Below are 12,415 nucleotides of genomic sequence, written 5' to 3'. Positions count from 1 at the left end.
CCCCACAGCAGGTACCCCAACTGTGACGATGCCAAAACCGTCGGTCACGGTGGCTAGAGTTGCGGGCATGGAGAACGACATCGCCGTGGCGGACGCCAAGGAGCGCAGCCGGTACGAGGCGCACGCCGCCGACGGGACCCTGATGGGTTTCGTGGACTACCACCTGCACCCGGGTGTCATCACCTTCGTGCACGCCGAGACGCTGCCGGAGTTCCGCGGCCGCGGCGTGGCCGGCCGGATCGCCGCCAAGTCCCTCGACGACGCCCGCGCGCTCGGCCTGCGGGTGAGGCCGGCCTGCCCGTTCTACCAGAGCTACCTCGAGGAGCACCCCGAGTACGCCGACCTCGTGAAGGAGGCCGCGGAGTGACGGCGCCGGTGATGGGCAAGCTCGAGTGGAAGCCGGCCGCGGACGTTCCCGAGCTGCTCGCGGCGCCGGTGCGGGACGCGCTCGGCGACCTCCCGGCGTACGCGGCGCCGATCGACGCGGAGCTGGCCGACACCGCGGCGTTCTGCGCGGAGTACGACGTACCGATGGCCGCCTCGGCGAACTGCGTGATCGTGCTCGGCAAGCGGGCCGGTGAGGAGACGCACGCCGCGGTGCTGGTACTGGCCACCGACCGCGCGGACGTCAACGGCGTGGTCCGCAAGCACCTCGGCGTCCGGAAGATCTCGTTCACGGCCCAGGACGACGCGGTCGGCCGCACCGGCATGGAGTACGGCGGGATCACCCCGATCGGGCTGCCGGCGGACTGGCCGGTGCTGGTCGACGAGGCGGTCGTCGCGGCCGGCCCCGTGGTGATCGGCAGCGGGATCCGCGGCTCGAAGATGCTGATCGACGCCGCCGCCCTGGCGAAGTTGCCGGCAGCAACCGTCCTGGACCTCGCCCAGCACTGAGCCACCCGGTGAGCCGGCCGGTGGTTCAGGCGATCCGCAGGTCGACCTTGATGTTGCCGCGGGTGGCGTTCGAGTACGGGCAGACCTGGTGCGCCTGGGCGACCAGCTCCTCCGCGGCGGCACGGTCCTCGATACCCGGCAGGCTGACCACCAGCGCGACCTCGAGACCGTACCCGGCGCCACCGTTGATCGGGCCGATGCCGACCTGCGCGGTCACCGTCGAGCTCTCCACGTCCTGACGGGCCCGGCGGGCGACCACCTTCAGCGCGCTGTGGAAGCACGCCGCGTACCCGGCCGCGAACAGCTGCTCCGGGTTGGTGCCGTTGCCGTTGCCACCCATCTCGACCGGCGGCGCGACGGTGACGGCGAGCTTGCCGTCGTCGGTCGCGACCTTGCCGTCCCGGCCGCCGTCCGCGGTGGCCTTGGCGGTGTACAGAACCTTCTCAACAGCGACCGTCATAGCTGGTTTCTCCTTCAGCGAGTGGGGTCGAGCAGGAGCTTGCCCACGGTACGGCGGGCATGCAGGTCTTCGTGGGCGGTGGCCACGTCGGACAGCGCGTACTCGCCGCCGACGATCGGGCGCAGCTCGCCGCTCGCGGTCAGGCCGAACAGTTCGTCCAGCGGACCGCCGAGCAGCTGCGGGTTCGCGAAGCAGTCGGCCAGCCAGAAGCCGGCGATCGTCTTCGAGCCCTTCATCAACCGGCCCGGGTCGACCGGCGCGGCCTGCTGCCGGGACGCGGCACCGAAGGTCACCAGCCGGCCGAACCGGGCCAGCGCGGCGAACGACGCGTCGAACGTCGGGCCGCCGACCATCTCGAGCACGATGTCGACCGGCTTCCCGCCGTTCGCCTCACGGATCCGGTCCTCGAGGCCCTCCGGCGTACCGTCGATCGCGGCATCCGCGCCGAGCTCGAGGACCTGCCGGCGCTTCTCGTCGCTCGACGCGGTCGCGATCACGCGCCCCGCACCCCACAGCTTCGCGAGCTGGACGGCGAGTGAGCCGACACCGCCCGCACCGGCGTGCACCAGGACGGACTCCCCCGGCTGCAGGTGTGTGGAGGTCTTCAGCAGATGCCAGGCCGTCGTCCCTTGCAGCACGAGCGCGAGCGCCTGTCCGTCGGTGACACCCTCCGGCACGTCCCATGCGTACGGCGCGTGCGCCACGGCCTGCTCGGCGTACCCGCCGGAACCGACCAGCGCGACCACGCGGCGGCCGTCCGCCGTGTGACCGACGACCTCGCCGCCGGGGATCAGCGGCAGCTCGGTCTTCGAGAGGTAGCTGTTCTCGACCTGATGGGTGTCCGCGTAGTTGATACCCGCGCGGTCGACCGTGATCAGGACCTGGCCGTCGCCGGCGACCGGCTCCGGTACATCGCTGATCTTCAGGACCTCGGGTCCGCCGAACTCGGTGATCTGAATGGCTCGCATACACCGTACTATACACTGTACGTTAGGAAGATCGAAGGGAGCTGGGTCACAGTGGCGCGGACACCGCGGAACACCCTGAGCGCGGAACTGATCGTGCGCACCGCGCTCGAACTGATGGAGGCCAAGGGCGCGGACGCGTTTAGCCTGCGCGGGGTCGCTGCCGAGCTGGGCGTCGGCCCGATGGCGCTCTACACCTACTTCCGGAACAAGGACGAGCTGTACGACGCCGTCCGCGATCACCTGATGTCGTTGCTGCCCGCCGTACCGGGCGATGCGTCGTGGCCGGACCAGGTGCGGTCGGTGTGCCGGTCGCTGCGGCTGCTGATGCTCCAACATCCTTGCCTGGCGCAACTACTCGCGGGGCGGCCGTTGAGCGGGCACGAGACCGCGCGGGTCGCCGAGGGCCTGCTCGGCGTACTGCGCTCCGCCGGGTTCGACCCGGAGACGGCGGCGCGGACGCACACCACGCTGTTCACGTACGTGCTCGGCTCGACGTCGTGGGAGATCCAGATGGCCGCCGAACGCCGGGACCCGGAAGCGTGGCGGCGGCTACGGGCGTCGATGGAGTCGCTGTCGGCGCGTGAGTTCCCGTCGGTCGTCGAGCTCGCGCCGGAGCTGGCCCGGACGACCGGCGGCGACGAGCAGTTCGACTACGGGCTCGACCTGTTGCTCGCCGGGCTCGCCCGGCAGAAGGAGCTCAGAACATCAACGTGACGATCGCTATCGCGCCGATGCAGACGATCAGCGTGCGGAGCGCGATCGGCGGCAGCCGCCGGCCGTAGCGAGCACCGAGGAAACCGCCGATCGTGGAACCGACCGCGATCAGCACCGCGACCAGCCAGTCGATGTCGTGCACGATCACGAACAGGATCGCGGCGACGGTGTTCACGGCCGTCGCCAGGACGTTCTTCAACCCGTTCATCCGCTGCAGGTTCGAGTCCAGGCCGAGGCCGAGGATCGCCATCAGCAGCACACCTTGCGCGGCGCCGAAGTACCCGCCGTAGACACCGGTGGCGAAGACCGCCGGGATCACCCACCAGGCGCCGCGGTGCAGGTGCGACGGGGCGCTGATCCACTTCGACAGCCACGGCTGGAAGGCGACCAGCAGACAGCCGAGCAGGATCAGCACCGGTACGACGGCGTGGAACGCGGAGTCCGGCGTGGTGAGCAGCAGCACTCCCCCGAGGATGCCGCCGACTATCGAGGCCGGGACCAGGCGGAGCATCCGGCCGCGCTGACCTTCCAGCTCCCGGCGGTACCCGATCGCGCCGGCGGCCGCGCCCGGTGCCAGGCCGACCGTGTTGCTGACGTTCGCCAGCACCGGGGGAATTCCGACGGCCAGTAGGGCGGGGAACGTGAGCAGCGTGCCCGACCCCACCACAGCGTTGATCGTTCCCGCGCCCATCCCCGCCAGCAGGACGAACACCGCCTCGAACCATGTCATCGCTAAGAGACTTTACGCACCTGTTCAGGCACCCGCAGAACTGTCCGGAGGTTGAACAGGCAAGAACCCTCCCGGACTGCGTCCGGGAGGGTTCTCGGCGGTGTTGTCAGCGCTGCGGCGGTTCCTGCGCCGGCGGCTGGGCGGCCGGCGGCTGCTGCTCCGGAGTCGCTGCCGGGGCCGCTGTCGGGGTCGGCGGCGGCACGGCCGGCATGCTCGGCGCGGCCTGGCTGCGGCTGCTCACGGCCGCGGACTCGGCGGCCGCGATCGCTTCGCGGACGGCGTTGTCGGCCTCGGCGACCGCGGACCCGCCGGCGCCCGAGCCGGCACCCGCGGTGTCGAGCTCCGGGACCTGCCCGTTGTCGAGCTCCGGCGCCTCCCAGTTGCCCTCGGCCTGCTGCGCGATCCCGGCCACCTGGCCGACCGCGGAGCCGAGCCCCTTGAGCGCGTCGCCGATCTCGCTCGGCACGATCCACAGCTTGTTCGCGTCGCCCTGGGCGATCGACGGCAGCATCTGCAGGTACTGGTAGGCGAGCAGACCCTGGTCCGGCTTGCCGGCGTGGATCGCGTTGAAGACCGTGGTGATGGCCTGGGCCTCACCCTGTGCCTTCAGGATCCGGGCCTGCCGCTCGGCCTCGGCGCGCAGGATCCGGGACTGCTTGTCGCCTTCGGCGGTGAGGATCGCGGACTGCTTCTGGCCCTCGGCGGAAAGGACCGCCGACTGCCGCATACCTTCCGCGGTGAGGATCGCGGCGCGCTTGTCCCGGTCCGCGCGCATCTGCTTCTCCATCGAGTCCTGGATCGACGGCGGCGGGTCGATCGACCGCAGCTCGACCCGGTTCACCCGGATGCCCCACTTGCCGGTCGCCTCGTCGAGCACGTACCGGAGCTTCTCGTTGATCTCCTCGCGGGAGGTCAGCGTCTGCTCCAGGTCCATGCCACCGATGATGTTCCGCAGCGTCGTCATGGTCAGCTGCTCGATGGCCTGGATGTAGTTGGAGATCTCGTACGTCGCCCGCACCGGGTCGTTGACCTGGAAGTAGATGACGGAGTCGATCGACACCATCAGGTTGTCCTCGGTGATGACGCCCTGCGGCGGGAACGCGACCACCTGCTCGCGCATGTCGATGGTGTAGCGGACCTTGTCGACGAACGGGGTCAGCAGGTTCAGGCCCGGCTGCAGGCCGGTCTTGAACTTACCGAACCGTTCGACGATCCCGACGGTCTGCTGCTGCACCACCCGGACGGACTTCACCAAGGTCACGATCACCACCAGGGCGACCAGTGCCAGGACTATGAGGAACGCGGTCACTCGACCCTCCACTCGAACGATCGGACGGACAATCTGCCGCCGTACCTCCGACACTACTGCGGGTAGGGGACCACTCGACGCTCAGGACTGCGGCGGGTCCTGCGGTTTCGGGCTCTCGACCTGGGGCAGCGGGTCGCTCACCGGATACACCACCGCGGTGGCGCCGTCGATCGACATCACCTCGACGCGGGTGCCGGGCGCGATCGTCGACACCTCGTCGTACGGGCGTGCCGTCCACAGCTCACCGCCGAGCCGGATCGAACCGCCGCCGTCGGGGTGGATCTCCTTCACCACCGTGCCGGTCCGGCCGATGACGTGGGCCGAACCGGTCTTGAGCTCCTGCCCGTGATGGATCTTGCGGACGATCATCGGCCGGATCGCACCCAGCATCGCCGCCGCGGTGATCAAACCGACGACGATCTGCAGCCAGAGCAGTCCCGGGAAGAACGCGGCCACCCCCGCCGCGGTCAGTGCACCGGCCGCCAGCATCAGCAACGTGAAGTCCAGCGACGCCAGCTCGGCCAGGCCGAGGACGGCGGCGATCGTCAACCACGCCGCCCACATGTTGTCCCGCAGCCAATCCATCATTTCCCAAGCCTATCCAGGTCGGGGGCTTCCGGCAGGGGTTGGACGCGTCCGGGGCGCTGCTGGATCCCGGGTCAGAGCGCGCGGGCCGTGTACCGGCCGTCCTCCTGCTTGAGGGTGAGCGCCAGGTCGAAGGTGTCGCTGAGGTTCTCCGCGGTCAGCGCCTCGTCCATCGGGCCGGCCGCGACGATCCTGCCCTGCTTGAGCAGCAGCGCGTGCGTGAAGCCCGGCGGGATCTCCTCGACGTGGTGGGTGACCAGCACCATCGCGGGCGCGCCGGCCGCGGTCGCGATCGAGCTCAGCGAACGGACGAGCTGTTCGCGACCCGTAAGGTCCAGACCCGCCGCGGGCTCGTCCATCAGCATCAACTCGGGGTCGGTCATCAGCGCGCGGGCGATCTGCACACGTTTGCGCTCGCCCTCGGACAGCGTGCCGAACGTACGGTCCGCCAGGTGCGCGATGCCGAGCTCGGCAAGCAACGCGTCGGCGCGCTCGTGGTCCAGCTCGTCGTACTCCTCGATCCAGCGGCCGAGAACGGCGTACGACGCGGAGACCACGACGTCGGACACCCGCTCGCTGCGCGGCAGCCGGTCCGCGAGCGCGGCGCTGGTCAGCCCGATCCGAGGGCGGAGCTCGAACACGTCGACCGCGCCCAGCACCTCACCGAGCAGCCCGACGACACCGGTCGTCGGGTGCACCTGGGCGGCGAGAATCTGCAGCAGCGTGGTCTTGCCGGCACCGTTCGGCCCGATCACCACCCACCGGTCGGCTTCGTCGATCGTCCAGTCGATCCCGTCGAGCAGACGCGCGTCCCCACGAACGACCGACACCCCGGCCAGCTCCACCACTGCAGTCATGGTCAAAACCTAAGGGGTCGCCCTTTTCGGGCCGCTGGTGGGTGGTGCGAGACTTACGGGCGTGCTGACGACCTCCGCCTCGGTCCGGTTCACCGTCTGGACGAATGCGATGCTGACCGGCGCCTGCGATCCTGACACCGCCGCGCACAAGATCCTCGGCGACGACGTCGGCCACCACGTCGCGGGCCTCGCCGGGCACCCCGAGCCGGCCACGTTGCCGGTGGCGCTCAATCTGTTGCGTGCCGCCGGTACGACGCAGGCACATCTCGCGTTGCCGGTGCCCGGGGATCCGATCGGGCTGGCCGGTCCGCCCGCGTTCAACGAGGCGGCGCTGGAGACCGGAGAGGCCGTCGTACTCACGGGGCCGGAGATCGGGCTGGTGCCGGCGTACGTCGGGCCCGCCGTGCAGTGGGCGGTGCTGCCTGCCGCGTCGCCGCTGCCGGCCGACTTCGGCGAGGCCGACCGGGGGCTGCGGATGGCGCTGATCGACGCGGCGGAGTCGCTGGCCGCGCTCGAGGTCGCGAAGTGGAAGCCGGAGGTCGCGGACGCGCTGATCGACATCCGCAAGATCGGGCGCGGGGGCGGGGACGATCTGGCGCCCGGGTACGAGCCGCGCGCGGTGAAGACCGCAGCCACCGCCCGCCGCTGCCTGGCCATCGCCGACGCCGCCCTGGAGGACGACGGCGCCGCGGTAACCGGCGCCGAAGCCGACGCCCGCCGTCGAGCCCTCCTGGAACTGGCAGCCGCCGCCCGCCGCGCCCTGGTAGCAGCCTGCGCCCCACCCGTCCACACCTAACCCCACCCCACCCCCCCACGCACTCCCACAACCCCACCTCCCCCCACACCCCACGCACTCCCACAACCCCACCTCCCCACGAACCCCCCCGTCTCCTCACCCCCACCGCCCCACACACCCCGCGCCTCCCCCCATCTCCCCGCACTCCGCGCGGCCCCACCGCGTCCCGGGCGCAGTGCGGTTGTGCTTGAGATCTGGACCGGACAACTGGCTGTCAGGTGATTTAGGTAGGTTTGCGGCGAGATGACTGGACTGGGTGAGGTGGAGACGGCGGCGGCCGAGCGGCCGACGTTGCTGGTGACGTTGACGGGGACCGACCGGCCGGGGCTGACGTCCGCGGTGCTGTCCACCCTGGCGACCCGTGGGCTCGAGGTGATCGACGCCGAGCAGGTCGTGCTGCGGGGTCGTCTGGTGCTCGGCGTACTGGTGTCCGCGCCGCGCGACCACAAGGACCTGAAGGAAGAACTGAAGGCGCTCGCGACCGTCCTCGACGTCGACATCTCGGTGAAGAAGGGTGTCGGAGACAACGAGCCGCGGCGCAAGGGCCGCAGCCAGGTCACGATCATCGGTCATCCGCTGTCCGCCGCCGGTCTCGCCGCGGTGGCCGGCCGGATCGCCGACACCGGCGCGAACATCGACCGGATCAGCCGGATGGCGCGCTATCCGGTAACCGCGATGGAGATCGCCGTCTCCGGTGTCGAACCGGAAGCGCTGCGCACCGTGCTCGCCCAGGAAGGCGTCCGCCAGGGCCTCGACATCGCCGTCCAGGACGGCGGGCTGTACCGGCGGGCGAAGCGGCTGATCGTGATGGACGTCGACTCGACGCTGATCCAGGGCGAGGTCATCGAGATGCTCGCCGCGCACGCCGGCCGACTGGAGGAGGTCGCCGCGGTCACCGAGAAGGCGATGCGCGGCGAGCTCGACTTCGCCGACTCCCTCCGGCACCGGGTCGCGGCCCTCGAAGGCCTCCCGGTCTCGGCCCTGGACGAGGTGTACGCCGCCATCGAGCTGGCGCCCGGTGCCCGCACGCTGGTCCGCACGCTGAAGCGGCTCGGGTACCAGTTCGCGATCGTCAGCGGCGGGTTCAGCCAGATCACCGGCCGGCTCGCCGCCGAGCTCGGCATCGACTACGCGAAGGCCAACGAACTGGAGATCGCCGACGGCAGGCTCACCGGCCGGGTGGTCGGCGAGATCGTCGACCGCCCGGGCAAGGCGACCGCACTGCGCGAGTTCGCCGCCCACTCGGGTACGCCGCTCAGCCAGACCGTCGCGATCGGTGACGGCGCCAACGATCTCGACATGCTGGCCGCCGCCGGCCTCGGCGTCGCCTTCAACGCCAAGCCAGTGGTCCGCGCGGCCGCCGACACGCACCTCAGCGTCCCGTACCTCGACACGATCCTCTACCTCCTCGGCATCACCCGCGAGGAAGTCGAGAACGCGGACGCCGACAACCCGGCCTAGGTGGCAGGATCCGGGGTATGGAGTTCACGACCCGCCCCGCGATCCTTGACGACGCGCCGGCGATCCACGCGATCATCGCCGCCGGCGAGCAGGCCTGGCACGGCCAGGTCGAGTCGGCGCCGGACCGCGTTGCCGCCGACCTGCAGCGCCCGCTGATCACGCTCGACCTCGACACCCGCGTCGTCGAGACGCCCGACGGTGAACTCGTCGCCTGGGCGTGGGTCCACGGCGGGCGGCGCTCACAGATCGACGTGCACCCGTCGTACGCCGGGCGCGGCCTCGGAACCGAACTGCTCGACTGGGCCGAGGGGCGGGCCCGGGAGCACGAGAGCGACCGGCTCGCCCAGACGGTCGACGACGCGGACGAGGCCGGTACGGCGTTGCTCCGGTCGCGCGGGTACGACGTCCTCGCGACCAACTGGTTGCTCGAACGACCCGTCGACGGCGAGGCCCCGACGATCCCGGACGGCGTGACCGTACGCCCGTTCGCGCCGGGTGACGAGCGGACGGCGCACAAGGTCGTGCAGGACGCGTTCGACGAGTGGCAGCCGCGCCGGCACGGGTACGAGGAGTGGGCCGGGACGACGATCGAGCGCCCGAGCTTCGACGCCGCGTTGTCACCCGTCGCGCTGGCCGGTGACGAGATCGTCGGCGTCGTGATCGGCCTCGAGCTCCCGGACTCCCCCGACGGGTACGTCGAGCAGGTCGCCGTCCGCAAGGACTTCCGCGGCCGCGGTATCGCCCGCACCCTGCTGACCGTCGCCGCCCAGCAGACCGGACTCCGCGGGAAGCAGACGCTGACCCTCTGGACGCACTCCGGCACCGGCGCGCTGGCGATGTACCAGCGCCTCGGCATGTCGGTCCGGCGCAGTACGACGGTCTATCAGACGCAGCTGTGACGAGCCATTGACACCACGGCGTGAGAGCGCTCCCATAGACCTCATCCACCGCCCCTGGAGGTCGACATGCGGATCCGCCCCCTCGCACTCGCCCTGACCGCTCCCCTGGCCGTCCTGCTGGTCGCCGTCGCCTCGCGAGGCGTCGTCGCCGAGGCCGACGTACCGGCACCGCCGACCGGCTGGTCGACGATGTGGAGCGACGACTTCAACGGCCCGAGCGGCAGCCTGCCGTCGGGCACGAACTGGATCATCGACACCGGCCACGGCTACCCGGGCGGCCCCGGGAACTGGGGCACCGGCGAGATCCAGAACTACACGAACAGCACGAACAACCTGTCCCTCGACGGCTCCGGGAACCTGCGGATCACCCCGCGCCGGGACGCGGCCGGCAACTGGACGTCCGCCCGGATCGAGTCCCAGCGCGCCGACTTCAAGCCGCCGGCCGGAGGGGTGCTGGCGATCGAGAGCCGGATCCAGATGCCGAACGTCACCGGCGACGCCGCGCTCGGATACTGGCCGGCGTTCTGGGCGCTCGGCTCGCCGTACCGCGGGAACTACTGGAACTGGCCGGGCATCGGTGAGTTCGACATCATGGAGAACGTCAACGGGATCAACTCGGTCTGGGGCGTGCTGCACTGCGGCGTGAACCCGGGCGGCCCGTGCAACGAGACGACCGGCCTCGGCGCGAACCGTGCGTGCCCCGGCTCGACCTGCCAGTCCGCCTTCCACACGTACCGCTTCGAGTGGGACACCTCCGTCTCACCGAACCAGCTCAGGTGGTACGTCGACGGGCAGCAGTTCCACTCGCTCAGCCAGAGCCAGTTCCCGGCCGACACCTGGTCGAACATGACCTCGCACGCCGGGTACTTCGTGCTGCTGAACCTCGCGATCGGCGGCGCGTTCCCGGACGCGCTGAACGGCCCGACGCCGCGCGCGTCGACGGTCCCGGACAAGCCGATGGTGGTCGACTACGTCGCGGTGTCGACGAAGGGCGGCGGTACGACGACTCCCCCGCCGCCGAGCTCGTCGGCGTACAGCATGCTGCAGGCAGAGTCGTACAGCCAGCAGTCAGGTATGGGCCTGGAGACCACGACCGACACGGGTGGCGGTCAGAACCTGATGCAGGTCGGCAACGGCGACTGGGCGCAGTACCGCGGCATCGACTTCGGCAGCACACCGGCCACTCAGTTCGTGGCGCGGGTCGCGTCGGGCGCCGCGGGCGGCGTGAGTGGACTGGTCGAGGTACGGCTCGACAGCAGGTCGAACCCACCGATCGGCAGCTTCGCGATCGCGAACACCGGCGGCTGGCAGTCCTGGCGAACGGTCCCCGCCAACATCTCCGCCGTCACCGGCGTCCACGACGTCTACCTCACCTTCACGAGCGGCCAACCGGCCGACTTCGTCAACCTGAACTGGTTCACGTTCGGTCACTGACCAACTTTGAGAAGCCACCAACCACGATTTCGCGTTCAGAATGGTCGGTGGCTTCTCAAAGTTGAGGTCATAGGGGTACGGCGAAGTAGTGGCGCGGGTCGTCAGGCGGCGTGTAGGTAGTGGGTGGGGTCCAGCGGGTCGGGGGCGCGCCAGATCGGCGGGTCGCCGGGGCGGGAGCTGCCCCTGCCGAAGGCGGCGCACAGGCGGGCGACCAGGTCCGAGCGAGGATCGAGGACGTCCTCCCAGCCGAAGTGCACGAGCTCGACCGCTCGATCGCTCAGCCGCTGATCGCGCCGGTGGCTGCGGCGCAACTGCCGGCGCCGTTCCTCGGGGCTGTCGCTGTCGTACTTCGCGAGACCGTCGGCCTCTCCGATCGTCCGGAACCGCGGCCACCAGAAGTCCACGCGTTCGGGCATCCACAAGCGACCGTCCCAGAACTGGGCCTGCAGAATCGGCGCCGGCAAACCGGCGATGGCGAAGACCGCCCGGGCTATCGACTCCAGTACCGACTCCGCCCGCGGATCGCCGAAGCCGACCGTGGTCCGGGCCCGGCGGATGCCCGGCCATTGGAACTGCCGCTCCATGACGTCGTCGAGCTCTGCGCGGGACAGGCCGCTGCGCAACGCGTGGTCGACGGTCACAAGCGCCTCGGGGAACGGCAGTGCGCGGGCGAGGTCCACCACAGTCCTCGCCGTACTGGTGACCGGCAGCCACAGGTGCTGAGCGACATCGGCCGGCTCCAGGGTTGCGCGCCGTACCACGATGTCGTCGCGGCGCTGGTTCCGCTTGGCAATGGCCGGCCTCGTCAACCACACGGCGTCGCCGGGAGGCGCCGACTGACGCCGGCTGTCCGTCCAGGTGCGCAGCCCCGCCAGGTGCGCGGCGCTGAAGTGGCTCACGACTGAGTCGGGGTGCAGCGCCTGTGCGCACGCGATCCGAGCGAGCTCCGCGTCGAGGTGGCCGTCGATGTAGTGCCCGTGGTGATGCTGCAACTCCTGCCTACGCACGAGCCGTCGCAGGTCGGCGTCCCGGAGCCCGGCCCCCAGCAGCACCCGCCGCTCTTGCGGTGCCCCAACAAGCTCCAGCACCTGCCCCCGAACCCCAGCACTCAACCGATCCACCCCACCAAGATGCCCCACCCTCGACCCCACCTACCTCCCCCAACCACCGCCCTGTGGATAACCCACCCCGGGCCGACCGACCCAACTTTGAGAAGCCACCAACCACGATTTCGCCTTCAGAATGGTCGGTGGCTTCTCAAAGATGGGGTGGGAGGGAACGGCGGTGGTGGGGCGGGGGGTGGGGAGG

14 protein-coding genes are annotated in these 12,415 nt (G+C 70.5%); 7 read left to right on the top strand and 7 right to left on the bottom strand.

The features are described 5' to 3' along the window. The first annotated feature begins 67 nt into the window (after positions 1–67). Entirely contained in the window at positions 68–367 is a 300-nt protein-coding gene (locus tag AB0M51_RS06485; protein ID WP_363748345.1) for a GNAT family N-acetyltransferase, read from the top strand. Next, positions 364–894, top strand: a complete 531-nt coding sequence (locus tag AB0M51_RS06480) for a YbaK/EbsC family protein (protein WP_363748343.1) — start codon at positions 364–366, stop codon at positions 892–894. Before AB0M51_RS06485 ends, AB0M51_RS06480 begins: the two co-directional genes overlap by 4 nt. Positions 895–919: 25 nt before the next feature. On the opposite strand, the gene AB0M51_RS06475 is transcribed toward AB0M51_RS06480, so the two are convergent. Next, on the bottom strand, positions 920–1,354 hold the full coding sequence (locus tag AB0M51_RS06475) for an organic hydroperoxide resistance protein (protein WP_363748341.1): 435 nt from the start codon (positions 1,352–1,354) through the stop codon (positions 920–922). A 14-nt stretch (positions 1,355–1,368) separates the two neighbouring features. Further along, the gene (locus AB0M51_RS06470) at positions 1,369–2,322 is read right to left on the bottom strand and encodes a zinc-binding dehydrogenase (RefSeq protein ID WP_363748339.1); all 954 of its coding nucleotides are present in this window, start codon (positions 2,320–2,322) and stop codon (positions 1,369–1,371) included. 51 nt (positions 2,323–2,373) lie between these two features. Between AB0M51_RS06470 and AB0M51_RS06465 the strand changes: the two genes are divergently transcribed. Then, positions 2,374–3,036: a TetR/AcrR family transcriptional regulator gene (locus AB0M51_RS06465; RefSeq protein WP_363748337.1), complete on the top strand. Its 663-nt coding sequence runs from the start codon at positions 2,374–2,376 to the stop codon at positions 3,034–3,036. Here the strand turns inward: AB0M51_RS06465 and AB0M51_RS06460 are convergent. From AB0M51_RS06460 to AB0M51_RS06445, 4 genes are all read right to left on the bottom strand, one after another. Beyond that, positions 3,020–3,766 (bottom strand): sulfite exporter TauE/SafE family protein, encoded by a 747-nt coding sequence (locus AB0M51_RS06460; protein WP_344196674.1) that lies wholly within the window; start codon positions 3,764–3,766, stop codon positions 3,020–3,022. The two genes, AB0M51_RS06465 and AB0M51_RS06460, sit on opposite strands and share 17 nt — an antisense overlap. 106 nt (positions 3,767–3,872) lie before the next feature. Next, a complete protein-coding gene (locus tag AB0M51_RS06455; RefSeq protein WP_344196676.1) occupies positions 3,873–5,075 on the bottom strand; it encodes an SPFH domain-containing protein in 1,203 nt (400 codons plus the stop codon). Between the two features lie 81 nt (positions 5,076–5,156). Beyond that, a complete protein-coding gene (locus AB0M51_RS06450) occupies positions 5,157–5,663 on the bottom strand; it encodes an NfeD family protein (RefSeq protein WP_344196678.1) in 507 nt (168 codons plus the stop codon). Between the two features lie 71 nt (positions 5,664–5,734). Beyond that, complete coding sequence (locus AB0M51_RS06445; protein WP_344196680.1) at positions 5,735–6,517, bottom strand: ABC transporter ATP-binding protein; 783 nt, start codon at positions 6,515–6,517, stop codon at positions 5,735–5,737. A gap of 61 nt (positions 6,518–6,578) precedes the next feature. Between AB0M51_RS06445 and AB0M51_RS06440 the strand changes: the two genes are divergently transcribed. The 4 genes from AB0M51_RS06440 to AB0M51_RS06425 all read left to right on the top strand — a co-directional run bounded on the left by AB0M51_RS06440 (position 6,579) and on the right by AB0M51_RS06425 (position 11,107). Beyond that, complete coding sequence (locus tag AB0M51_RS06440; RefSeq protein WP_363748334.1) at positions 6,579–7,313, top strand: hypothetical protein; 735 nt, start codon at positions 6,579–6,581, stop codon at positions 7,311–7,313. A gap of 243 nt (positions 7,314–7,556) precedes the next feature. Beyond that, positions 7,557–8,774, top strand: a complete 1,218-nt coding sequence (serB, locus tag AB0M51_RS06435) for a phosphoserine phosphatase SerB (protein ID WP_344196684.1) — start codon at positions 7,557–7,559, stop codon at positions 8,772–8,774. A 17-nt stretch (positions 8,775–8,791) separates the two neighbouring features. Then, a complete protein-coding gene (locus AB0M51_RS06430) occupies positions 8,792–9,673 on the top strand; it encodes a GNAT family N-acetyltransferase (RefSeq protein WP_363748331.1) in 882 nt (293 codons plus the stop codon). Positions 9,674–9,739: 66 nt separating this feature from the next. Continuing rightward, positions 9,740–11,107: a glycoside hydrolase family 16 protein gene (locus AB0M51_RS06425; protein WP_363748329.1), complete on the top strand. Its 1,368-nt coding sequence runs from the start codon at positions 9,740–9,742 to the stop codon at positions 11,105–11,107. 101 nt (positions 11,108–11,208) lie between these two features. On the opposite strand, the gene AB0M51_RS06420 is transcribed toward AB0M51_RS06425, so the two are convergent. Then, on the bottom strand, positions 11,209–12,219 hold the full coding sequence (locus tag AB0M51_RS06420) for a hypothetical protein (RefSeq protein WP_344196690.1): 1,011 nt from the start codon (positions 12,217–12,219) through the stop codon (positions 11,209–11,211). Between the last annotated feature and the right edge of the window lie 196 nt (positions 12,220–12,415).

This window comes from Kribbella sp. NPDC051137 (assembly GCF_040682535.1).
GTDB lineage: Bacteria > Actinomycetota > Actinomycetes > Propionibacteriales > Kribbellaceae > Kribbella > Kribbella karoonensis.
Note: the sequence above shows the minus strand (reverse complement) of the source record. Positions and strands in the feature narration are given on the sequence as shown.

Bases quoted from the DNA above. Each gene is read 5' to 3' on its own strand.
- AB0M51_RS06485 (WP_363748345.1), top strand. From the start codon at position 68: ATGGAGAACGACATCGCCGTGGCGGACGCCAAGGAGCGCAGCCGGTAC.
- AB0M51_RS06475 (WP_363748341.1), bottom strand. From the start codon at position 1,354: ATGACGGTCGCTGTTGAGAAGGTTCTGTACACCGCCAAGGCCACCGCG.
- AB0M51_RS06470 (WP_363748339.1), bottom strand. From the start codon at position 2,322: ATGCGAGCCATTCAGATCACCGAGTTCGGCGGACCCGAGGTCCTGAAG.
- AB0M51_RS06460 (WP_344196674.1), bottom strand. From the start codon at position 3,766: ATGACATGGTTCGAGGCGGTGTTCGTCCTGCTGGCGGGGATGGGCGCG.
- AB0M51_RS06450 (WP_344196678.1), bottom strand. From the start codon at position 5,663: ATGATGGATTGGCTGCGGGACAACATGTGGGCGGCGTGGTTGACGATC.
- AB0M51_RS06445 (WP_344196680.1), bottom strand. From the start codon at position 6,517: ATGACTGCAGTGGTGGAGCTGGCCGGGGTGTCGGTCGTTCGTGGGGAC.
- serB (WP_344196684.1), top strand. From the start codon at position 7,557: ATGACTGGACTGGGTGAGGTGGAGACGGCGGCGGCCGAGCGGCCGACG.
- AB0M51_RS06430 (WP_363748331.1), top strand. From the start codon at position 8,792: ATGGAGTTCACGACCCGCCCCGCGATCCTTGACGACGCGCCGGCGATC.
- AB0M51_RS06425 (WP_363748329.1), top strand. From the start codon at position 9,740: ATGCGGATCCGCCCCCTCGCACTCGCCCTGACCGCTCCCCTGGCCGTC.